A 20,931-nucleotide genomic window follows, 5' to 3' on the forward strand; every position below is an offset into this window, starting at 1 on the left:
ACAGGCGGCCTGCCCACCCGGGGGGAGGTGATCGGGCCGCCACGCAGGGTGTTCGCCCTCGGCCCGGCGACGGGGCCGGGCGCGGGGTGCAGTACCGTCGCAGGCGGTCCGACCACTCCTTTAACGACCCGTCCCGTGAGGCGGGGAAGGAGGCCTCATGGCCCGCACGACCCTGCCTGCCCTGCTCTCCGCCGCCGACGTCGCCCGCGTCATCGACCGGATCGCGCACCAGCTCATCGAGCGCGCGGCCACGGTGCACCCCGGCCGCGACGGCCTCGCCGACCTCGTGCTCGTCGGCATCCCGACCCGCGGCGCACCGCTGGCCCGCCGGCTGGCCACCCGGATCGAGGCCTTCTCCGGTGTGACCGTCGACGTCGGCACCGTGGACATCACGCTCTACCGCGACGACCTCCGCCGGCGCGGCGTCCGGGCGCTGGAGCCGACCGTCATGCCCGACGGCGGCATCGACGACCGGCTGGTCGTCCTCGTCGACGACGTGCTGTTCTCCGGCCGCTCGGTCCGCGCGGCGCTGGACGCCCTCCGTGACCTCGGCCGGCCGCAGGCGGTGCAGCTGGCCGTCCTGGTCGACCGCGGCCACCGGGAGCTGCCGATCCGCGCCGACTACGTGGGCAAGAACGTGCCGACCTCCCGGTCGCAGCAGGTGCGGGTGCACCTGGCCGAGACCGACGGCGCCGACGAGGTGCTGGTGACGGAGGGGGAGGACGCGTGAAGCGGCACCTGCTGGAGGCCGCCGACCTCGATCGGGACGACGCCACGCTGGTGCTCGACACCGCGGCGCAGATCGAGCAGGCGCTGGCCGGCCGGGAGGTTAAGAAGCTCCCGACGCTGCGCGGCCGCACCGTGGTGAACCTCTTCTACGAGGACTCCACCCGTACCCGGATCTCCTTCGAGCTGGCGGCCAAGCGGCTCTCCGCCGACGTCATCAACTTCTCGGCCAAGGGCAGCAGCGTCTCCAAGGGCGAGAGCCTCAAGGACACCGCGCTGACCCTCGAGGCGATGGGCGCCGACGGCGTCGTCGTCCGGCACTCGGCGTCGGGCGCCCCGCACCGGCTGGCGAACTGGGTGCGCGGCAGCGTGGTCAACGCCGGGGACGGCACCCACGAGCACCCGACGCAGGCACTGCTGGACGCGTACACGATCCGGCAGCGGCTGGGCCGGCTCGACGGCGTCCGCGTGACGATCGTCGGCGACGTCCTGCACAGCCGGGTCGCCCGGTCCAACGTGGGCCTGCTGCACACGCTGGGCGCCGAGGTCACCCTGGTCGCCCCGCCGACGCTGCTGCCGGTCGGGGTCGGCAGCTGGCCGGCGGAGGTCGGCTACGACCTGGACGCCGTCCTGCCCAAGAGCGACGTCGTGATGATGCTGCGGGTGCAGGCCGAGCGCATGAACGCCTCGTTCTTCCCCAGCGCCCGCGAGTACAGCCGCCGCTACGGCCTCGACGCCCGGCGCATGGCCGTGCTGCCCGACGACGCGATCGTCATGCACCCGGGCCCGATGAACCGCGGGATGGAGATCGCCGCCGAGGTGGCCGACTCCGTCCGCTCCACGATCGTCGAGCAGGTCGCCAACGGCGTCTCGACCCGCATGGCGGTCCTGTACCTGCTGCTCGGAGGGTCGCCCCAGTGACGAACTACCTGATCAAGGGCGCGAAGCCCCTCGGCGGCGACGCCGTCGACATCTTCGTGGCGGACGGCCGGATCGCCGCGGTCGGCGACTCGCTGAGCGCCACCGGCGCCGAGGTGGTCGAGGCGGCCGGGCTGGTCGCCCTGCCGGGCCTGGTCGACCTGCACACCCACCTGCGCGAGCCCGGCCGCGAGGACGCCGAGACGGTCGGGACCGGTTCCCGCGCCGCCGCGCTCGGCGGGTTCACCGCGGTGCACGCCATGGCCAACACCGACCCGGTCGCCGACACCGCCGGCGTCGTCGAGCAGGTCTGGCGCCTGGGCCAGGAGGCCGGCCTGGTGGACGTCGTCCCGGTCGGGGCGGTCACCGTAGGGCTCGCGGGCGAGCGGCTGGCCGAGCTGGGTGCGATGGCCGACTCCGCCGCCCGCGTCCGCGTCTTCTCCGACGACGGGCACTGCGTCTCCGACCCCGCGCTCATGCGCCGCGCGCTGGAGTACGTGAAGGCCTTCGACGGCGTCGTCGCCCAGCACGCGGAGGAGCCGCGGCTCACCGTCGGCGCGCAGATGCACGAGGGCGACCGCTCGGCCCGCCTCGGACTGACCGGCTGGCCGGCCGCCGCGGAGGAGGCGATCATCGCCCGCGACGTGCTGCTGGCCGAGCACGTCGGCGCGCGGCTGCACGTCTGCCACGTCTCGACGGCGGGATCGGTGGAGATCCTGCGCTGGGCCAAGTCCCGCGGCGTGCAGGTGACCGCGGAGGTGACGCCGCACCACCTGCTGCTCACCGACGCCTGCGCGGAGTCCTACGACCCGGTGTTCAAGGTGAACCCGCCGCTGCGGACCGACGCCGACGTCGAGGCCCTCCGCGCCGGGCTCGCCGACGGCACGATCGACGCCGTCGGCACCGACCACGCCCCGCACGCGGTCGAGGACAAGGAGAGCGAGTGGGCGCAGGCCCGGCCCGGGATGCTCGGGCTGGAGCAGGCGCTCTCCGTGGTCATCGAGACGATGGTGGAGCCCGGCCGGCTGGACTGGGCCGGCGTCGCCGACCGCATGTCGGTGCGCCCGGCGCAGATCGGCCGCCTCGGCGACCACGGCCGCCCGATCGCCCCCGGCGAGCCCGCGAACCTGGTGCTCGTCGACCCGGCCGCCCGCTCGACGGTCGACCCCGCGGCGCTGGCCAGCCGCAGCCGCAACAGCCCCTATGCCGGCCGGGAGCTCCCCGGCCGGGTGGTCGCGACGTTCCTCCGCGGGACGGCGACCGTTCTGGACGGAAAGGCGACACGGTGACAGAGGCTCTGCTCGTGCTCGAGGACGGGCGCACCTTCCGGGGCGAGTCCTACGGGGCGACCGGGACGACGCTGGGCGAGGCGGTCTTCGCCACCGGCATGACCGGCTACCAGGAGACGCTGACCGACCCCAGCTACGCCGGTCAGATCGTGGCCATGACCGCACCCCACATCGGCAACACCGGGGTCAACGGCGAGGACGACGAGAGCCGCCGCATGTGGGTGGCGGGCTTCGTCGTCCGCGACCCCGCCCGGCGCCCGGCGAACTGGCGGGCCACCGGCAGCCTGGACGACGAGCTGGTCGCGCAGGGGGTCGTCGGCATCAGCGGCATCGACACCCGCGCGCTCACCCGGCACCTGCGCGACCGCGGCGCCATGCGCGCCGGCATCAGCACCGAGCTCTCCGCCGACGAGCTCCTCGCCCGGGTCACCGCCGCCGAGGGCATGACCGGCGCCGACCTCGCGCCGACCGTGAGCACGCAGGAGGCCTACGTCGTGCCCGCGGTGGGGGAGAAGCGGTTCACCATCGCGGCGCTGGACCTCGGCATCAAGACCGCCACCCCGCGGCACCTCGCCGAGCTCGGCGTGGAGACCCACGTCCTGCCCTCGACGGCCACCGCCGAGGAGCTGCTCGCCGCCGGCCCGGACGGCGTCTTCCTCTCCAACGGCCCGGGCGACCCGGCCGCCGCCGACTACGCGGTCGAGGCGGTGCGGGGCGTGCTCGACGCGCGCCGTCCTCTGTTCGGCATCTGCTTCGGCAACCAGATCCTGGGCCGGGCGCTGGGGCTGGGCACGTACAAGCTGCAGTTCGGCCACCGCGGCCTGAACCAGCCGGTGCTCGACCGGGTCAGCGGGACCGTCCGCGTGACCAGCCACAACCACGGTTTCGCCGTCGACGCCCCGCTGGACCGGCCGACCGACACCCCTTACGGGCCCGTGGAGGTCAGCCACGTCGGCCTCAACGACCAGGTCGTCGAGGGGCTGCGGCTGACCGAGACCCCGGCGTTCAGCGTGCAGTTCCACCCGGAGTCCGCCGCTGGGCCGCACGACGCGGCGCCGCTGTTCCAGCGCTTCGTCGACCTCATGGAAGCTGCCCGCGCAGGCGAGGCACACGCGGGCGGGCCCGTCCCGGTCGTCGAGCACAGCACCGGGGAGAAGAACTGATGCCCAAGCGCACCGACATCGGCCACGTCATGGTCATCGGCTCCGGGCCGATCCTCATCGGCCAGGCCGCCGAGTTCGACTACTCCGGCACCCAGGCCTGCCGCGTGCTCAAGGCCGAGGGGCTGCGGGTCAGCCTGGTCAACAGCAACCCGGCCACGATCATGACCGACCCGGAGGTCGCCGACGCCACCTACGTCGAGCCCCTGACCCCGGAGTTCGTCGAGAAGGTCATCGCCAAGGAGCGTCCCGACGCGCTGCTGGCCACCCTCGGCGGGCAGACCGCGCTCAACATCGCCATCGGCCTCTTCGAGAACGGCGTGCTGGAGAAGTACGGCGTCCAGCTGATCGGCGCCGACGTCGACGCGATCAACCGCGGCGAGGACCGGCAGAAGTTCAAGGACATCGTCCGCTCCATCGGGGCCGACGCCCCCCGCTCGCGGGTCTGCGCCACCGTCGAGGAGGCGCTGGAGACCGCCGAGGAGGTCGGCTACCCGGTCGTCATCCGGCCGAGCTTCACCATGGGCGGCCTGGGCTCGGGCTTCGCCACCGACGAGGCGATGCTGCGCCGCATGGCCGCCCACGGCCTGGCCGACTCCCCGGTGCACACCGTGCTCATCGAGGAGTCGGTGCTGGGCTGGAAGGAGTACGAGCTCGAGCTCATGCGCGACCGCAGCGACAACGTGGTCGTCATCTGCTCGATCGAGAACATCGACGCGATGGGCGTGCACACCGGCGACTCGGTGACCGTCGCCCCGGCGATGACCCTCACCGACGTCGAGTACCAGCGGATGCGCGACGTCGGCATCGCGGTGCTGCGCGAGGTGGGCGTCGACACCGGTGGCTGCAACATCCAGTTCGCCGTCAACCCGGCCGACGGCCGCCTGGTCGTCATCGAGATGAACCCCCGCGTCTCCCGGTCCAGCGCGCTCGCGTCCAAGGCCACCGGCTTCCCGATCGCGAAGATCGCGGCGAAGCTTGCGATCGGCTACACGCTCGACGAGATCACCAACGACATCACCGGCGTCACCCCGGCCGCGTTCGAGCCGACGCTGGACTACGTCGTGGTGAAGATCCCGCGGTTCGCCTTCGAGAAGTTCCCGGGTGCGGACCCCCGGCTGACCACGACCATGAAGAGCGTCGGCGAGGTCATGTCGATGGGGCGCAACTTCGCCGAGGCACTCGGCAAGGCGATGCGGTCGACCGAGACCAAGGCGTCGGGCTTCTGGACCGAGGACGACGGGGCGGCGTGGGCGGGTGGCGGCAGAGCGACCCGCTCGGCCGAGGAGCTGCTCGAGGCGCTGCGCACCCCGGTCGAGGGCCGGCTCTACACCGCCGAGGCCGCGCTCGCGGCCGGCGCGACCGTCGAGGAGGTCGCGGCCGCCAGTGGGTTCGACCCGTGGTTCGTCGACCAGATCGCGCTGGTCCGGGAGGTGGCCGACGAGGTGCGTGAGACGCCGTCGCTGAGCGCCGCGCTGCTGCGGCGGGCCAAGCGGCACGGGCTCTCGGACCGGCAGATCGCCGCGCTGCGGCCGGAGCTGGCCGGGGAGGACGGCGTCCGCGCGCTGCGCTGGCGCCTCGGCGTCCGGCCGGTCTACAAGACCGTCGACACCTGCGCCGCGGAGTTCGCCGCCCGCACGCCGTACCACTACTCGTCCTACGACGAGGAGACCGAGGTGCAGCCCCGCGAGAAGGAGGCGGTGCTGATCCTCGGCTCCGGGCCCAACCGCATCGGGCAGGGCATCGAGTTCGACTACTCCTGCGTGCACGCGGTGATGGCCCTGCAGGACGCCGGCTACGAGGCGGTGATGGTCAACTGCAACCCCGAGACCGTCTCCACCGACTACGACACCGCCGACCGGCTCTACTTCGAGCCGCTCACCTTCGAGGACGTCCTCGAGGTGGTCGAGGCCGAGCGCGCCGCCGGCCCGGTGGCCGGGGTCATCTGCACGCTCGGCGGCCAGACGCCGCTGGGCCTGGCCCAGCGGCTGAAGGACGCCGGCGTCCCGGTGCTCGGTACCTCGCCGGAGGCCATCGACGACGCCGAGCACCGCGGTGCCTTCTCCCGCGTGCTCGCCGACACCGGGCTGCTGGCACCCAAGCACGGCACGGCGACGACCTACGCCGAGGCGCACGAGATCGCCGCCGCGATCGGCTACCCGGTGCTGGTGCGGCCGTCCTACGTCCTGGGCGGTCGCGGCATGGAGATCGTCTACGACGACGCCACGCTCGAGGCCTACATCGCCAAGGCGACCGACGTCAGCGCCGCCCACCCGGTGCTGGTCGACCGGTTCCTGGAGGACGCGGTCGAGATCGACGTCGACGCGCTCTACGACGGCACCGACCTGTACCTCGGCGGCGTCATGGAGCACATCGAGGAGGCCGGCATCCACTCCGGTGACTCCGCCTGCGCGCTGCCGCCGATCACGCTGGGCTCGGCGGACCTGCTCAAGATCCGGGCCGCGACCGAGAAGCTGGCCGAGCGGATCGGCGTGCGCGGGCTGATGAACGTCCAGTACGCCATCAAGGACGACATCCTCTACGTGATCGAGGCCAACCCCCGGGCCAGCCGGACGGTGCCCTTCGTCTCCAAGGCGACGGCGGTGCAGCTGGCCAAGGCGGCCGCCCGGATCGCGGTGGGTGAGTCGATCGCGGAGCTGCGCGCCGCCGGCGTGCTGCCGGCGTCCGGTGACGGCACCGACCTGCCCGTCGACGCCCCGATCGCGGTCAAGGAGGCGGTCCTGCCCTTCCACCGCTTCCGCACCGTCGAGGGCTACGGCGTGGACACGGTGCTCTCGCCGGAGATGAAGTCCACCGGCGAGGTCATGGGGCTGGACAGCGAGTTCGGCCGGGCGTTCGCCAAGTCCCAGGCGGCGGCCTACGGGTCGCTGCCCACGGAGGGAACGGTGTTCGTCTCCCTGGCCAACCGGGACAAGCGCTCCGCCGTCTTCCCGATCAAGCGGCTGGCCGACCTCGGCTTCACGCTGCTGGCCACCGTCGGGACCGCACAGGTGCTCCGCCGCCACGGCGTGGCCGCGGAGGTGGTGGGCAAGTTCAGCGAGGGCCCGGGCAACGTCGTGGAGCGGATCCAGGCCGGCGACGTCGACCTGGTCTTCAACACCCCCTTCGGCGCCCCGGGCAACAGCGGGCCGCGGCTGGACGGCTACGAGATCCGCACCGCCGCGGTCGCCGCCGGCATCCCGTGCATCACGACGGTGCAGGGGATGGCCGCCGCGGTCCAGGGCATCGAGTCGCTGCGCCAGGGCGGCATCGGGGTCCGCAGCCTGCAGGAGGTGCACGCCGCGCTCGTCGCGGGAGCGGGGGAGTGACATCCCCGACCCGGCAGCTGCGCGACGACCTGGTCGGCCGCGGGCTGGTCGAGGGCCTGCCCGCGGCCTTCCTGGCCGGGATCACCCGGTTCGGCCGACCGCCCCAGGCTGAGCTGGACGCCCTGACGGCGGAGGTGACCGCCCTCGCCGGGCGGCTCTCCGCCGGGACGGCCGACGACGGCGACCTGCCGCTGCTGACCCGGGCGCTGTACCTCGGCGGGCACGCCGACCTGCTGGCCGGCCGTGGCGTCCTCAGCCCCATGTACGACGTGCTCGGCGGGTTCCGCGACAACCTGGCCCGGCCGCTCGGCCCTCGACTGGCGGAGCGGCCGGTGACGGCGCGGCGGTGGCGGCTGCTGGGCCGCACGATCGGCTTCCCGATCGGCATCCCGGCGTGCGTGCTCAACGGCAGCGAGGCGTGGGTGCGGCACAACGTGGCCAACGGCTGGAACGTGCTCACCTACAAGACCGTGCGCGGTCGCGCGCACCCGCCCAACGAGCAGCCGAACTGGGCGTTCGCCGCCCGCGAGACCGCGAGCCTGGCCCCCGGGGCGCCGGCCGACGTGGTGGCCGACCCCTGGGACTGGGTGGAGCCCGGCTCGTCGACGGTCAGCAGCGTGAACTCCTTCGGCGTGCCCTCACCCGAGCCCGAGGAGTGGATGGCCGACCTGGCGCGCGCGGTCGCCGCCGTCGGCGACGAGCAGCTGCTGCTGGTGAGCGTCATGGGGGAGGGGGAGGACCTCGCCGCCGACTTCGCCCGCACCGCGCTGATGGCGCAGGAGGCCGGGGCGGCGGTGGTCGAGCTGAACCTGTCCTGCCCCAACACCCTCAGCGCGGCGGGGGTGAAGCCGCCGCTGTGCCTGGACCCGGACGCCACCGTCGCCGTGGTCGAGCACGTGCGCCGCGCCCTGGACGACCGCACCGGCCTGGTCGCCAAGCTCTCCTGGCTCGACGAACGGCAGCTGGCGGCGCTCGTCCCGCGACTGGCACCGCTGGTCGACGGCATCGCCGGGATCAACACCGTGCAGAGCCGGGTGCGCCGCAGCGACGGCACCCCCACGTTCCCGGGTCGCGAGCTCGCCGGGCTCTCCGGCATCGCGGTGCGCGACCCCGCGCTGGACTTCACCCGCCGCCTCGTCGCCCTGCGGGACGCGGGTGGCGTGCACTTCGACGTCCTCGCCATGGGCGGGGTCACCGACCCGGCCTCGTTCGAGGCGTTGTTCGTCGCGGGCGCCGGCGCCGTGCAGTCCGCCGCCGGCGCCTTCGCCGACCCGCTCCTCGCGCAGAAGTGCACCATCGAGCTCGGGGAGACCCTGTGACCGCACCGTTCGGACAGCGACTCGCCGAGGCGGTGGCCGCTCGCGGCCCGCTGTGCGTCGGCATCGACCCGCACGTGCCGCTGCTGGAGGCGTGGGGGCTGCCGGACGACCCCAGCGGCCTGGCCCGGTTCACCGACGCGGTCGTCGACGCGCTGGCCGGGACCGTCGCCGTCCTCAAGCCCCAGCTGGCCTTCTACGAGCGGCACGGTTCCCGCGGGCTGGCAGTCCTGGAGGAGGCCACCGCCCGGGCCCGTGCCGCCGGTGCCCTGGTGCTGCTGGACGCCAAGCGGGGCGACATCGGCTCGACGATGGACGCCTATGCCGACTACCTCCGCCCCGAGCACCCCCTCTCCGTCGACGCGATGACCGTCAGCCCCTACCTGGGCCCGGGCTCCCTGCAGCCGGCCGTGGAGACCGCCCGGCGGTTCGGTGGGGGACTGTTCGTCCTGGCCCGGACGTCCAACCCCGACGCCGGGGCGCTGCAGCTCGTGGGCGAGCCATCGGTGGCCCAGCGCGTCGTCGACACCGTGCGCGGCTGGAACGCCTCCGGGGCGGCGCAGGACCCGGCCGGCCGGTTCGGTCCGACCACCGGGTCCTTCGGGATCGTGGTGGGCGCGACCCTGACGGAGCTGGACGTCGACCTGACCGGCCTCGGTGGCCCGGTGCTGGCTCCCGGGCTCGGGGCCCAGGGTGGAGCCGTGAGCGACCTGCGGCGCCTCTTCGGCGCGAGCGTGCCCGTGGTCCCGACGGTGTCGCGTGACGTGCTGGGAGCCGGGCCGGACGTCGCCGCGCTGCGAGCCGCGGCCGAACGATGGGCCGAGGCCCTCACGGCCTGAGCAGGGCCTTCCGGGCGCCGCCCCGGCGTGTCGCTCCCACGGCGTGTCGTGCGTGCGGTGACCCGACCCGGGCCTCCACGGATTGCGGAACGATATCGGTTCGTCGAAGCCACTGAGCAGCGTGGATGACGCTGCGTCACCGGCCGGGCGGCGTGCGTGCGGAGCCGGCGTCCGCGTCGTCGACGGTGTGTCGACGGCGGCAGGCGTGACCAGCGAATTTGCCGGGAACTAACGTGGCGGACACGCTTCCAACGGAGAGCTGCAGCTCCTCGGTACCAGCGGAAACACCGTCGGCCCCTGGGTCGATTCGACACGATTGGGTTGCACCATGCCCCTCCCTGACCTGTCCCCGGAACAACGCGCAGCAGCCCTCGAGAAGGCCGCCGCGGCCCGCAAGGCCCGCGCCGAGCTGCGCGAGCGGCTCAAGAGCAAGGGCGCGACGGTCGGTGACGTCCTCAAGCAGGGCGAGACCGACGAGGTGATCGGCAAGATGCGCGTCTCCGCCGTCCTGGAGTCCCTGCCGGGAGTCGGCAAGGCCCGGGCTGCGAAGATCATGGAACGCCTGGAGATCTCCCCGACGCGCCGCGTCCGGGGCCTGGGCGCCAACCAGCGCCGTGCGCTGGAGTCGGAGTTCGGCGGCGAGCAGGTCGTCTGACCCCGCTCTCCGCCGCACGCACGACCCCCGGCGAGGACGACGAGTGGCAGCAGCGACACCGGCACGACTGACCGTGCTCTCCGGGCCCTCCGGGGTCGGGAAGGGCACCGTGGTCGCCGAGGTCCGGCGCCGGCACCCCGACGTGTGGGTGTCGGTGTCGGTCACCACTCGTCGTCCCCGTCCCGGCGAGGTGGACGGCGCCCACTACCACTTCGTCGACGACGCCGAGTTCGACCGGCTGATCGCCACCGACGGGCTGCTGGAGTGGGCCGAGTACGCCGGCAACCGCTACGGCACCCCGGCCGAGCCGGTCCGGGCGCAGCTGGCCACCGGCCGTCCCGCCCTGCTGGAGATCGAGCTCCAGGGCGCGCGCCAGGTCCGGGCCCGGGCGCCCGAGGCGCAACTGGTCTTCCTGGCCCCGCCGTCCTGGGGCGACCTGGTCAGCCGGCTGGCCGGCCGGGGGTCGGAGAGCGCCGACGTCCAGAGCGAGCGGCTGCGCATCGCGCAGGCCGAGCTGGACTCCTCCGGGGAGTTCGACCGGGTGGTGGTCAACGACGACGTCGCCAGGGCTGCGGACGAGTTGGTAGGCTTGCTGACTGCGCCGTCGCCCGGTCTGCACCAGGAGGCCGGCGCTCACGAGTGAGTCGGCGGTTGATCATCCGCCGCCCCGCTCACTCCCACCGATCGATTGAGGAGCACGCCCGCCCGTGTCCGGAGTCGCACCTGCCCCCGAGGGCATCACCAACCCGCCGATCGACGAGCTGCTCGAGCGCACCAGCAGCAAGTACGGCCTGGTCATCTTCGCCGCCAAGCGCGCGCGTCAGATCAACGCCTACTACAGCCAGCTCTCCGAGGGCCTCCTCGAGTACGTCGGCCCCCTGGTCGACACCGCTCCGCAGGAGAAGCCGCTGTCGATCGCGCTGCGCGAGATCAACGAGGGCCTGCTCGCCCACACCGCCGGCGAGAACTGACCAGCCGACCCCCCAGGGGGCCTTCCAGCCCTCGTTGTGATGACGCCTCCGGTTCCGTACCGGGGGCGTCGTCGCGTCTACGGCAGGATGAGCGCATGAGCCGGATCGTGCTGGGTGTGAGCGGTGGCGTCGCCGCGTACAAGTCGGCGCTCCTGCTGCGAGCCCTCACCGAGGCCGGGCACGACGTCCGCGTGGTCCCGACCCCGGGCGCTCTGCACTTCGTCGGCGCCGCCACCTTCGAGGCGCTGTCGGGCAACCCGGTGACGACCGACGTCTGGTCCGACGTCCCCGAGGTCGCGCACGTGCGCATCGGGCAGAACGCCGACCTCGTCGTGGTCGCCCCGGCCACCGCCGACCTGCTGGCCCGCGCGGCCATGGGCCGCGCCGACGACCTGCTCACCGCCACGCTGCTCACCGCGCACTGCCCGGTGGTGTTCGTGCCCGCGATGCACACCGAGATGTGGCTGCACCCGGCCACCCAGGACAACGTCGACACGCTGCGACGTCGGGGGGCCGTCGTGCTCCCGCCGGCGGTCGGCCGGCTGACCGGCCCCGACTCCGGCCCCGGCCGGCTGCCCGAGCCCGCGGACATCGCGGCGCTGGCAGCGGTGGTCCTCGACGCGGGCGCCGGCGCGCTGGCGCAGGACCTCGTGGGCCGCCGGGTCGTCATCAGCGCCGGCGGCACCCGCGAGCCGCTGGACCCCGTGCGCTACCTCGGCAACCGGTCGTCGGGGAAGCAGGGCTGGGCGCTCGCCCGCGTGGCTGCCGCCCGCGGCGCCGACGTGGTCCTCGTCGCGGCGAACGTGGAGCTGCCCGCGCCGTTCGGCGTCCGGATCGTGCCGGTCGGCACCGCCGAGGAACTGCGCGCGGCGATGCTCGCCGAGGCCGCCGATGCCGACGTCGTGGTCATGAGCGCGGCGGTGGCGGACTTCCGCCCGGCGGCCGTGGCGGCCACGAAGATGAAGAAGGGCTCGGCCAGCGAGCCGGACACCGTCCCGCTGGTCCGCAACCCCGACGTGCTGGCCGAGCTGGTGGCCGGGCGCGCACCCGGCCAGGTCGTCGTCGGGTTCGCCGCGGAGACCGGTGACGCGGACGGCGACGTGCTCGCCCACGCCCGCGCCAAGCTCGCCCGCAAGGGGTGCGACGTGCTCGTCGTGAACGACGTCTCGGCCGGGCAGGTGTTCGGACGGGCGGAGAACGCGGTCGTCGTGCTGGGTGCCGACGGTTCGGTCACGGAGGTTCCCAAGGGCAGCAAGGACGCCGTCGCCGCGGGGGTCTGGACAGCCGTCGCCGGGCGGCTCGACCCGCCCGCGGAGGGCTGAGGGCACGCCGTCGCGCCAGGCGTTCCCCCGCGCCGGTAACGTGCGCATCCGCAGTAGACGTCAGCCGCCGCCGATCCCCAGGGAGTACCGAGTGCCACGCCGCCTCTTCACGTCCGAGTCGGTGACCGAGGGCCACCCTGACAAGATCGCCGACCAGATCAGCGACGCGATCCTCGACGCGATGCTGACCCAGGACCCGCGCAGCCGGGTCGCGGTCGAGACCCTCATCACCACCGGCCAGGTCCACATCGCCGGCGAGGTCACGACCGGCGGCTACGTCGACATCCCGGCGATCGTCCGCGAGACGGTGCTGGGCATCGGCTACGACTCCTCCCGCAAGGGCTTCGACGGCGCCTCCTGCGGTGTCAGCGTCTCCATCGGCGCCCAGTCTCCGGACATCGCGCAGGGCGTCGACACCGCCTACGAGGCCCGCACGGCCGGAGGCGCGGACGACGCGATCGAGCGCCAGGGCGCCGGTGACCAGGGGCTGATGTTCGGCTACGCCACCGACGAGACCCCGGAGCTGATGCCGCTGCCGATCGCGCTGGCCCACCGGCTCTCGCGACGGCTGTCCGCGGTGCGCAAGGACGGGTCGGTGCCCTACCTGCGTCCGGACGGCAAGACCCAGGTCACCGTCGTCTACGAGGACGACCGGCCGGTCGCCGTCGACACCGTGGTGGTGTCCTCGCAGCACGCCGAGGACATCTCCATCGAGACCCTGCTGACCCCCGACATCGAGGAGCTCGTGGTCGAGCCCGAGCTCGCCGCGCTCGGTCTGCCGACGACGGGCCACCGCCTGCTGGTGAACCCGACCGGCAAGTTCGTGATCGGCGGCCCCATGGGTGACGCCGGCCTGACCGGCCGCAAGATCATCGTCGACACCTACGGCGGCATGGCGCGGCACGGCGGCGGCGCCTTCTCGGGCAAGGACCCGTCGAAGGTCGACCGCTCGGCCGCCTACGCGATGCGCTGGGTCGCCAAGAACGTCGTCGCCGCGGGCCTGGCCAAGCGGTGCGAGGTGCAGGTGGCCTACGCCATCGGCGCCGCGCACCCGGTCGGCCTCTTCGTCGAGACCTTCGGCACCGGCACGGTCGCCGACGAGGTGCTGGAGAAGGCGATCACCTCGGTGTTCGACCTGCGCCCGGGCGCGATCGTCCGCGACCTGGACCTGCTCCGCCCGATCTACCGGCCCACCGCCGCCTACGGCCACTTCGGCCGTTCCGACCTGGACCTCCCCTGGGAGCGGCTGGACCGCGTCGAGGCGCTGCGCGGAGCCGTCGGCGCCTGACAGTCCTCAACGGATCGTTGACAACGATCCGTTGATGGATGAGCCTGGTCGTCGTGGCTCCTCGTGACGACGACCAGGCCCGCGCCGCCCGCGAGGCCGACGCCCGCAACGCCCTGCTCGGGGCCGGTGCCGACGCCCTGCCGCGCCCGCCGTGGGCGCGGGGCGCCCAACCGCCGGCGGCGTCCGAGCTCGTGCGTTTCGCCCTCTGGCGGGCCGCCGGCGGTTCCCTGGACGAGGACGGGGTGCTGGCGGCGCTGGCGCTGCTTCCGGCCGTCCGGGCCGAGGCCGACGAGCTGGAGGCAGGAGTCCTCCTCAGTGCCCGGGCCGCCGGGCTCTCCTGGTCCCGGATCTCCGCGGCCCTCGGGCTGAGCTCCCCGCAGGCCGCGCAGCAGCGGTTCGACCGCGTGACCGGCCGGCTGGACGGGCGGAGCTGATGGCGCACGCGTCCGACCCCGCCGACCTCGCGCTGCACGGGGTGCGGGTGCTCGGTTTCCCGACGGCGGCCCGGGTCGCCGGTCGGTGGCGGCTGGACCGCGCGTTCGTCGAGGAGACGCTGCTCGACGCCGAGGCGCGGGGCTGGGCGCGGCAGACCTCCTTCGGCGGCAGTTCCGGCTGGTCGCTGACCGACGCCGGCCGGGCGGAGGACGAGCGCCGCCTGGCCCGGGAGCTGGACGACCTCGGCGCCCGGCCGCAGGTGCAGGACGTGCATGCCCGTTTCCGTCCGCTCAACCGGCGGTTCGGCGCGGCCTGCACCGACTGGCAGGTCCGTCCCGACCGGCTCGACCCGATGGCGGCCAACGACCACGGCGACTGGCGCTGGGACGAGCGGGTGCTGCGCACGCTGACCTCGGTGGAGCAGGGCTTCGGCGTCCTGTGTGCGGAGCTGACCGCCCAGCTGGACCGCTTCGCCGGCTACGCGCCGCGCTACTCGGAGGCGCTCCGGCGGGTGCGGGCGGGGGAGCGGGGATGGGTCGACGCCCCCGACCGGGACTCGCTGCACCTGCTGTGGATCCAGTTCCACGAGGACCTGCTGGCCACCCTGGGGATCGAGCGCGGTACCGATGCCTGAGGCCCGCGCTGTCGCACCCCCTGGGTAGCGTGCCCCGACGTGCCACCCGCCTCCGCCGACCCCGCCCCGGCGGTGGCGCGGGTGGTGGTCGACGTGCCCCTGGCGCACCTGGACCGGCCGTTCGACTACGCCGTCCCGGAGAAGTTCGCCGACCTGGTCCGGCCCGGCTGCCGGGTGCGCGTCCGCTTCCACGGCCGGCTGGTCGACGGCGTCGTCTGGGAGCTCGGGGACACCACCGACTTCACCGGCACCCTGCAGCCGCTCTCGCACGTCCCCTCCGGGGAACCGGTGCTCACCCCACAGGTCGCCCGGCTGGTCCGGGCCGTCGCCGACCGGTACGCCGGCACCGCCAGTGACGTCCTGCGCCTGGCCCTCCCGCCCCGCCGCTCGGCTGCGGAGAAGCGTGAGTGCCCGACCCCGGAGGCGCTGCCCGATCCGCCCGATCCCGCCGGCTTCGGCCGTTACCAGGCAGGGCCGGCGCTGCTGTCCGCCCTGGCGGAGGGACGGCCGGCTCGAGCGGTGTGGAACGCGCTGCCGGGGGAGGACTGGCCCACCCGGCTGGTCGAGCTGTGCCGGGCAGCGCTCTCGGGACGGAGGGGCTCGCTCGTCGTCGTCCCCGACGGCAAGGACCTGGACCGGCTGGAGGCGGCGGCCGGGGCGCTGCTGCCGGAGCACTCGTTCACCGTGCTGCGCGCCGACGACTCCCCGGAGAAGCGCTACCGGCGGTTCCTCGCCGCGTCCCGCGGAGCCGCCCAGGTGGTGCTGGGCACCCGTGCGGCGATGTTCGCGCCCGTGCGCGATCTGGGTCTGGTGGTGATCTGGGACGACGGCGACGACCTGCACGCCGACGAGCACGCCCCCTATCCGCACGCCCGCGACGTGCTCATCCAGCGCGCCTGGCTCGACTCGTGCGCCGCCGTGGTCGCCGGGACCGCGCGCACCGCGGAGGCGGCGGTCCTCGTGGAGTCCGGCTGGGCGCACGAGCTGGTCGCCGACCGGTCGGTGCTGCGGGCCGCCGCCCCCCGGGTGCAGGCGCTGGGCGAGGACTTCGAACTCGCCCGCGACCCGGCCGCGCGCTCGGCCCGGCTGCCCTCGCTCGCCCACGCTGCCGCCCGGAAGGCACTGGCCGACGGCGCGCCCGTGCTCGTGCAGGTGCCACGGCGCGGCTACGTGCCTTCGCTGTCGTGCGCGCGCTGCCGGGCGCCGGCCCGCTGTGCCCACTGCTCCGGGCCGCTGGGCATCTCCCCGCGGCCGGGCCCCGGGGGGGCCCGCATCCCCGCGTGCCGGTGGTGTGCCCGGCCGGCGGCGACGTTCGACTGCCCGCACTGCCACGGGACCAAGCTGCGGGCCGCGGTCATCGGGGAGAGCCGGACCGCCGAGGAGCTGGCGCGGGCCTTCCCGGGCGCGGTGGTGCGCACCTCCGGGAGCACCACCGGGGTGCTCGCCACCGTGCCCGCGGGTCCGGCGCTCGTCGTCGCCACCCCCGGCGCGGAACCGGTCGCCGAGGGCGGCTACGGCGCGGCCCTGCTGCTCGACTCGTGGGCGCTCCTGGGCCGGGCGGACCTGCGGGCGGCGGAGGAGACGATGCGGCGGTGGTTGAACGCCGCCACGCTGGTGCGCCCGGCTTCGGCCGGAGGGCAGGTGGTGGTGGCCGCCGACGGCGCCCACCCCGTGGTCCAGGCGTTGGTGCGCTGGGATCCGGCCGGGCTGGCCGAGCGCGAGGTCGCCGACCGGCGCGAGCTGGGGTTCCCCCCGGTGACCCGGATGGCGTCGCTCTCCGCGTCGCCCGCGGCGCTGGCCGAGTTCCTCGGCGCGCTGCGGCTGCCCGACGGTGCGGATCTGCTCGGCCCGGTGCCCGAGCGGCCCCGCCCCGGGCAGGAGGGGGAGCGGGAGCGCTACCTGGTGCGGGTGCCGCGCGCCGACGGTGCGGCGCTGGCGCACGCGCTCGCGGAGGTCCAGGGGGTGCGCAGCGCCAAGAAGGTGCCCGAGCACGTCCGCGTCCAGCTGGACCCGCTCGACCTGGTGTGACCGGGGTGCCGCCTACCATTGCCGGGTGAGCGTCACCCCCATCCGGCTGTTCGGCGACCCGGTCCTGCACCGGCCCGCCGCCCCGGTCGTCGACTTCGACAAGGAACTGCGGCAGCTCGTCGCGGACCTGACCGACACCATGCACGCCGCCGGCGGCGCCGGTCTTGCCGCCCCGCAGATCGGCGTCGGGCTGCGGGTGTTCACCTGGGACGTCGACGGCGAGGTGGGCCACCTGGTGAACCCCGACGTCACGCCGATCGGCGAGGAGACGGAGGACGGGCCCGAGGGCTGCCTGTCGATCCCCGACCTGCGGTACGACTGCCGGCGTCACCTCTACGTGGCGGCCACCGGCTGGAACATGCACGGCGAGCCGGTCCGTGTGGAGGGGTCGCACCTGCTGGCCCGTGCGGTGCAGCACGAGACCGACCACCTCGACGGCGTCCTGTTCGTCGACCGGCTGGACCCCGCCGCCCGTGAGGCGGCGCTGGCCGAGATCAAGGCCGCGGAATGGGCCGGCATGGGTGCCTGGATGCCGCGCGTGGAAGTGAGCCCCCACTGAAGCTGCTCTTCGCCGGTACGCCGGCGCCCGCCGTCCCCTCGCTCGACGCGCTGCTCGCCTCGGACCACGAGGTCGTCGCCGTCCTCACCCGGCCCGATGCCCGGTCCGGGCGTGGCCGGAAGGTCGGCCGGTCGCCGGTGGCCGAGCGCGCCGACGAGGCCGGCATCCCGGTCCTGCAGCCGGCGTCCCCGAAGGACCCCGACTTCCTCGCCCACCTGGCGGAGCTGGCGGTCGACTGCGCGCCGGTCGTCGCCTACGGCGCACTGGTGCCCCAGGCGGCGCTCGACCTGCCGCGGCACGGCTGGGTCAACCTGCACTTCTCGCTGCTCCCGGCCTGGCGCGGTGCCGCGCCGGTGCAGCACGCGGTCATGGCCGGCGACGAGGTGACCGGAGCGTCGACCTTCCTGCTGGAGAAGGGCCTGGACACCGGTCCAGTGTTCGGCACGCTGACCGAGGCGATCGGCCCGCGCGACACCGCCGGTGACCTGCTCGACCGGCTCGCGGTCAGCGGCGCGCAGCTGCTGGTCGCCACGCTGGACGGGATCGCCGCCGGCGCGCTGGAGGCACAACCGCAGCCGGCCGACGGCGTGAGCCTCGCGCCGAAGGTCGAGTCGGCCGACGCCCGCATCGACTGGGCGCTGCCCTCGCACGTCGTCGACCGCCGGGTCCGTGGTGTCACGCCCGCGCCCGGTGCCTGGACGACGTGGCGCGGCGAGCGGCTGCGGGTCGCGCCGCTGGAGCCGGTGGGGGGCGGCCCGGCGCTGGCACCCGGAGAGGTCGTGCTGGACTCCCGCTCGGTCCTGGTCGGCACCGGCACCGGTGCCGTGCGGCTCACGCAGGTGCAGCCGGCCGGCAAGAAGATGTTGCCCGCGCCCGACTGGGCCCGCGGTGCGCGACCGGAGCCGGGCGAGCGGGTGGGGGAGTGAGCCGCCCGCCGGGCAGGCGGGGGCCCCGGCGGCACCCGGCGACCCGCCGTCCGGTGCTCGACGGCGCGCGGCTGACCGCCTACGACGTGCTGGACGCCGTCTCCTCCCGCCAGGCGTTCGCCAACCTGCTGCTCCCGCAGCTGCTGCGCGAGCGGCAGCTCGACGAGCGCGACGCCGCCTTCACCACGCAGCTGGCCTACGGCGCACTGCGGGCGCAGGGCACCCTGGACTCGATCCTCACGGGGTTGGTCTCCCGGCCCCTGGCCGAGCTGGATCCACGGGTCCTCGACCTGCTGCGGCTGGGCACCTACCAGCTGATCGACCTGCGGGTGCCGGCGCACGCCGCCGTCGACACCACCGTCGACCTCACCCGGGCGATCGTCGGCACCGGGGCATCCGGTCTGGTGAACGCGGTGCTGCGCAAGGTGGCGGCCGGGGGTGACCGGGCGGCCTGGCTGGTGGCTCTCGGCGCCGAGGGCGATCAGCGGCTGGCGCTGGCCACCGACCACCCGCGCTGGATCGTCGAGGCCTGGCGGGACGCCCTGGGTGGCGACGACGAGCTCGAGCCCGCGTTGCTCGCCGACGACGTCGCGCCCGAGGTGCACCTCGTGGCCCGGCGGATGGCGCGCGAGGAGCTGCTGGACGAGTCCGGCGGCGAGCCGGGCCCGTGGTCGCCGTACGCCGTGCGGCTCGGCGGGGGAGACCCCGGCCGGCTCGCGTCGGTGCGCACCGGCAAGGCGGCCGTGCAGGACGAGGGCAGCCAGCTCGCCGCGCTGCTGCTCACCCGGGCACCCCTGGAGGGTCGGGACGCTGCGTGGCTGGACATGTGCGCCGGCCCGGGCGGGAAGTCCGGCCTGCTGGCCGCGACCCGCCCCGACGGCGTGCGGCTGGTCGCGGCCGATCGGGCACCGCACCGCGCCGACCTGGTCCGCCAGGCGCTGCGCGACGAGGAGGACACCGAGGTGCTCGCCGCCGACGGCAGGCAGCTGCCGTGGGAGCCCGGCTCCTTCGACCGCGTGCTGCTCGACGCCCCGTGCACCGGGCTGGGCGCGCTGCGTCGCCGGCCGGAGGTGCGCTGGCGGCGTACCGCCGACGACGTCGAGCCGCTGGCCGAGCTCCAGACGCAGTTGTTGGACAGCGCGCTGCAGTCGGTCCGGGTCGGCGGCGTCGTCGCCTACGTGACCTGCTCGCCGCACACCGCCGAGACCGTCGACGTCGTCGACGCCGCGGCCCGGCGCGACGACGTCGAGGTGTTGCCGGTGGCGCCGCTGTTCCCCGACGTGCCCGGCGTCGCCCGTGGCGACCACGGCCAGCTGTGGCCGCACCGGCACGGCACCGACGCCATGTTCATGGCGCTGCTGCGCCGCACTCGCTGAGCGTCGCGCTCAGAACGGCGGCGGGTCGTCGGCCGGGTCCGGTGGCGGTTGCGGTGGTTCGGTGAGCACGCGGTAGCCCGGTGGTCGGCTGATCCGGGTGACGCCGGAGGGCGTGATGACGGTGAGCACGCCGTCAGCACTCATCGTGTGGGTCCAGCCGGGGGCGAAGGTCTTCAGCCGGTGGTGGCGCCGGCACAGGCAGCACAGGTTGTCGCAGGAGGTCTCGCCGCCGTCGGCGTGGGCGATGACGTGGTCGAGGTCGGCCCACCCGGCGCGCACGGTGCAGCCGGGATGCCGGCAGGTGCGGTCGCGGGCCTTGAGGAAGCGGTACAGGGCGGGTGTGGGCCGGTAGCGGTCCACCGGGTCGGGCTTGTCGAGGACCGGGCAGGCGCAGGGGGCGTCCGCGTGCTCGAGGCACCCGCGTCGAGCGAGGCGCTCGACCTCCGAACGACCGGAAACGGCCAGCAGGTCGCCGGTGCGGTCGGTGATCGCGATGTCCAGGCCGCCGCCGGCCGGAGCTCGTAGGCCCAGGGCGTCCAGGCGGGTGAGGAGCTCGCGCAGGTGGGCGGCGGTGATCGGTTCGCCGTCCACCTCGCCGATCGGCGAGGTGGTGCCTGGCGGGGTGAACGCGTCGGCCGTCAGTGCATTCAGCGGGGCGACGACCGTGAGGTGGGCGGTGACCGGCGGCTGCTGCTGCCAGGGGCGCAGCAGCAGATCAGCCGCAGCACCGGCGCGCAGCATCCCGATCGGACGGGTGTCCCCGGCGTCCTTGGCGGCGCGGGCGTGCTGGTCGACCCGGTCGCGGCAGGCGCGGGCGTCGTCGTGCGGCATCAGCGCGCGGAACTCGCTCATCCCGTCACCCACCGGCCGCACGCTCACATCCGCGCCGCGGGCCCGCAGCTCCCGCCGCCGGTCAGCCGCGGCGGCGTCGCGGGCCAGCAGCTCCGCGCGGACCGCTTCCCGCAGACTGCGCAGCGACAACTCCCCGGCCCGCGGTAGCACCGCGGCCTCGGTGGCGGCGATCACCGCCGGGTCGGTCTGCGCGCCGGTGGCCGCGACCTCCGCGGCGATCGCCCGCGCCCGCGGCCAGTCCAGCTCACCTGCACGCAGGCGGGCGAAGGTCCCGGGCAGGACGGTGGTCAACAACTGCGCGTGCTCCA

The 20,931-nt window shown here is 74.6% G+C and carries 19 protein-coding genes; 18 read left to right on the forward strand and 1 reads right to left on the reverse strand.

The window, feature by feature from the left end:
- The first annotated feature begins 157 nt into the window (after positions 1 to 157).
- The 18 genes from pyrR to DQ237_RS16670 all read left to right on the forward strand — a co-directional run bounded on the left by pyrR (position 158) and on the right by DQ237_RS16670 (position 19,771).
- Positions 158 to 730: a bifunctional pyr operon transcriptional regulator/uracil phosphoribosyltransferase PyrR gene (gene pyrR / locus DQ237_RS16585; protein WP_113801246.1), complete on the forward strand. Its 573-nt coding sequence runs from the start codon at positions 158 to 160 to the stop codon at positions 728 to 730.
- Entirely contained in the window at positions 727 to 1,647 is a 921-nt protein-coding gene (locus DQ237_RS16590; RefSeq protein WP_113801247.1) for an aspartate carbamoyltransferase catalytic subunit, read from the forward strand. Before pyrR ends, DQ237_RS16590 begins: the two co-directional genes overlap by 4 nt.
- On the forward strand, positions 1,644 to 2,933 hold the full coding sequence (locus tag DQ237_RS16595) for a dihydroorotase (RefSeq protein ID WP_113801248.1): 1,290 nt from the start codon (positions 1,644 to 1,646) through the stop codon (positions 2,931 to 2,933). Before DQ237_RS16590 ends, DQ237_RS16595 begins: the two co-directional genes overlap by 4 nt.
- Positions 2,930 to 4,096: a glutamine-hydrolyzing carbamoyl-phosphate synthase small subunit gene (gene carA, locus DQ237_RS16600; protein ID WP_113801249.1), complete on the forward strand. Its 1,167-nt coding sequence runs from the start codon at positions 2,930 to 2,932 to the stop codon at positions 4,094 to 4,096. The genes DQ237_RS16595 and carA overlap by 4 nt, the downstream gene beginning before the upstream one ends.
- A complete protein-coding gene (gene carB / locus DQ237_RS16605; protein ID WP_113801250.1) occupies positions 4,096 to 7,422 on the forward strand; it encodes a carbamoyl-phosphate synthase large subunit in 3,327 nt (1,108 codons plus the stop codon). Before carA ends, carB begins: the two co-directional genes overlap by 1 nt.
- Positions 7,419 to 8,741, forward strand: coding sequence for a dihydroorotate oxidase (locus DQ237_RS16610; RefSeq protein ID WP_113801251.1), 1,323 nt, complete (start codon positions 7,419 to 7,421; stop codon positions 8,739 to 8,741). The genes carB and DQ237_RS16610 overlap by 4 nt, the downstream gene beginning before the upstream one ends.
- Entirely contained in the window at positions 8,738 to 9,577 is an 840-nt protein-coding gene (gene pyrF / locus DQ237_RS16615; protein WP_113801252.1) for an orotidine-5'-phosphate decarboxylase, read from the forward strand. The genes DQ237_RS16610 and pyrF overlap by 4 nt, the downstream gene beginning before the upstream one ends.
- A gap of 328 nt (positions 9,578 to 9,905) precedes the next feature.
- On the forward strand, positions 9,906 to 10,232 hold the full coding sequence (mihF, locus tag DQ237_RS16620; protein ID WP_113801253.1) for an integration host factor, actinobacterial type: 327 nt from the start codon (positions 9,906 to 9,908) through the stop codon (positions 10,230 to 10,232).
- A gap of 43 nt (positions 10,233 to 10,275) precedes the next feature.
- Positions 10,276 to 10,875, forward strand: coding sequence for a guanylate kinase (gmk, locus tag DQ237_RS16625; RefSeq protein ID WP_113801254.1), 600 nt, complete (start codon positions 10,276 to 10,278; stop codon positions 10,873 to 10,875).
- 64 nt (positions 10,876 to 10,939) lie between these two features.
- Positions 10,940 to 11,203 (forward strand): DNA-directed RNA polymerase subunit omega, encoded by a 264-nt coding sequence (gene rpoZ, locus DQ237_RS16630; protein ID WP_014376157.1) that lies wholly within the window; start codon positions 10,940 to 10,942, stop codon positions 11,201 to 11,203.
- Between the two features lie 95 nt (positions 11,204 to 11,298).
- A complete protein-coding gene (coaBC, locus tag DQ237_RS16635) occupies positions 11,299 to 12,525 on the forward strand; it encodes a bifunctional phosphopantothenoylcysteine decarboxylase/phosphopantothenate--cysteine ligase CoaBC (protein WP_113801255.1) in 1,227 nt (408 codons plus the stop codon).
- Between the two features lie 91 nt (positions 12,526 to 12,616).
- A complete protein-coding gene (gene metK, locus DQ237_RS16640; RefSeq protein ID WP_113801256.1) occupies positions 12,617 to 13,813 on the forward strand; it encodes a methionine adenosyltransferase in 1,197 nt (398 codons plus the stop codon).
- Positions 13,814 to 13,851: 38 nt separating this feature from the next.
- Positions 13,852 to 14,247 carry a DNA-binding protein gene (locus DQ237_RS16645; protein WP_113801257.1) on the forward strand — a complete coding sequence of 132 codons (396 nt, stop codon included), beginning with the start codon at positions 13,852 to 13,854 and terminating at the stop codon, positions 14,245 to 14,247.
- Positions 14,247 to 14,882 (forward strand): transcriptional regulator, encoded by a 636-nt coding sequence (locus tag DQ237_RS16650; RefSeq protein ID WP_113801258.1) that lies wholly within the window; start codon positions 14,247 to 14,249, stop codon positions 14,880 to 14,882. The genes DQ237_RS16645 and DQ237_RS16650 overlap by 1 nt, the downstream gene beginning before the upstream one ends.
- A gap of 39 nt (positions 14,883 to 14,921) precedes the next feature.
- Entirely contained in the window at positions 14,922 to 16,910 is a 1,989-nt protein-coding gene (locus DQ237_RS16655; protein ID WP_240619691.1) for a primosomal protein N', read from the forward strand.
- A gap of 25 nt (positions 16,911 to 16,935) precedes the next feature.
- A complete protein-coding gene (gene def / locus DQ237_RS16660; RefSeq protein WP_113801272.1) occupies positions 16,936 to 17,469 on the forward strand; it encodes a peptide deformylase in 534 nt (177 codons plus the stop codon).
- Entirely contained in the window at positions 17,418 to 18,395 is a 978-nt protein-coding gene (fmt, locus tag DQ237_RS16665; protein WP_205730256.1) for a methionyl-tRNA formyltransferase, read from the forward strand. Before def ends, fmt begins: the two co-directional genes overlap by 52 nt.
- Positions 18,392 to 19,771 (forward strand): RsmB/NOP family class I SAM-dependent RNA methyltransferase, encoded by a 1,380-nt coding sequence (locus DQ237_RS16670; protein WP_113801260.1) that lies wholly within the window; start codon positions 18,392 to 18,394, stop codon positions 19,769 to 19,771. Before fmt ends, DQ237_RS16670 begins: the two co-directional genes overlap by 4 nt.
- A 9-nt stretch (positions 19,772 to 19,780) precedes the next feature.
- Here DQ237_RS16670 and DQ237_RS16675 read toward each other — a convergent pair.
- Positions 19,781 to 20,931 (reverse strand): HNH endonuclease signature motif containing protein (locus tag DQ237_RS16675; protein ID WP_147251842.1); only part of this gene is annotated, 1,151 nt, incomplete at its 5' end.

Source organism: Blastococcus sp. TF02-8, from assembly GCF_003319175.1.
GTDB lineage: Bacteria > Actinomycetota > Actinomycetes > Mycobacteriales > Geodermatophilaceae > Blastococcus.

Bases quoted from the DNA above. Each gene is read 5' to 3' on its own strand.
- carB (WP_113801250.1), top strand. From the start codon at position 4,096: ATGCCCAAGCGCACCGACATCGGCCACGTCATGGTCATCGGCTCCGGG.
- pyrR (WP_113801246.1), top strand. From the start codon at position 158: ATGGCCCGCACGACCCTGCCTGCCCTGCTCTCCGCCGCCGACGTCGCC.
- DQ237_RS16645 (WP_113801257.1), top strand. From the start codon at position 13,852: ATGAGCCTGGTCGTCGTGGCTCCTCGTGACGACGACCAGGCCCGCGCC.
- mihF (WP_113801253.1), top strand. From the start codon at position 9,906: ATGCCCCTCCCTGACCTGTCCCCGGAACAACGCGCAGCAGCCCTCGAG.
- DQ237_RS16650 (WP_113801258.1), top strand. From the start codon at position 14,247: ATGGCGCACGCGTCCGACCCCGCCGACCTCGCGCTGCACGGGGTGCGG.
- fmt (WP_205730256.1), top strand. From the start codon at position 17,418: ATGGGCCGGCATGGGTGCCTGGATGCCGCGCGTGGAAGTGAGCCCCCA.
- coaBC (WP_113801255.1), top strand. From the start codon at position 11,299: ATGAGCCGGATCGTGCTGGGTGTGAGCGGTGGCGTCGCCGCGTACAAG.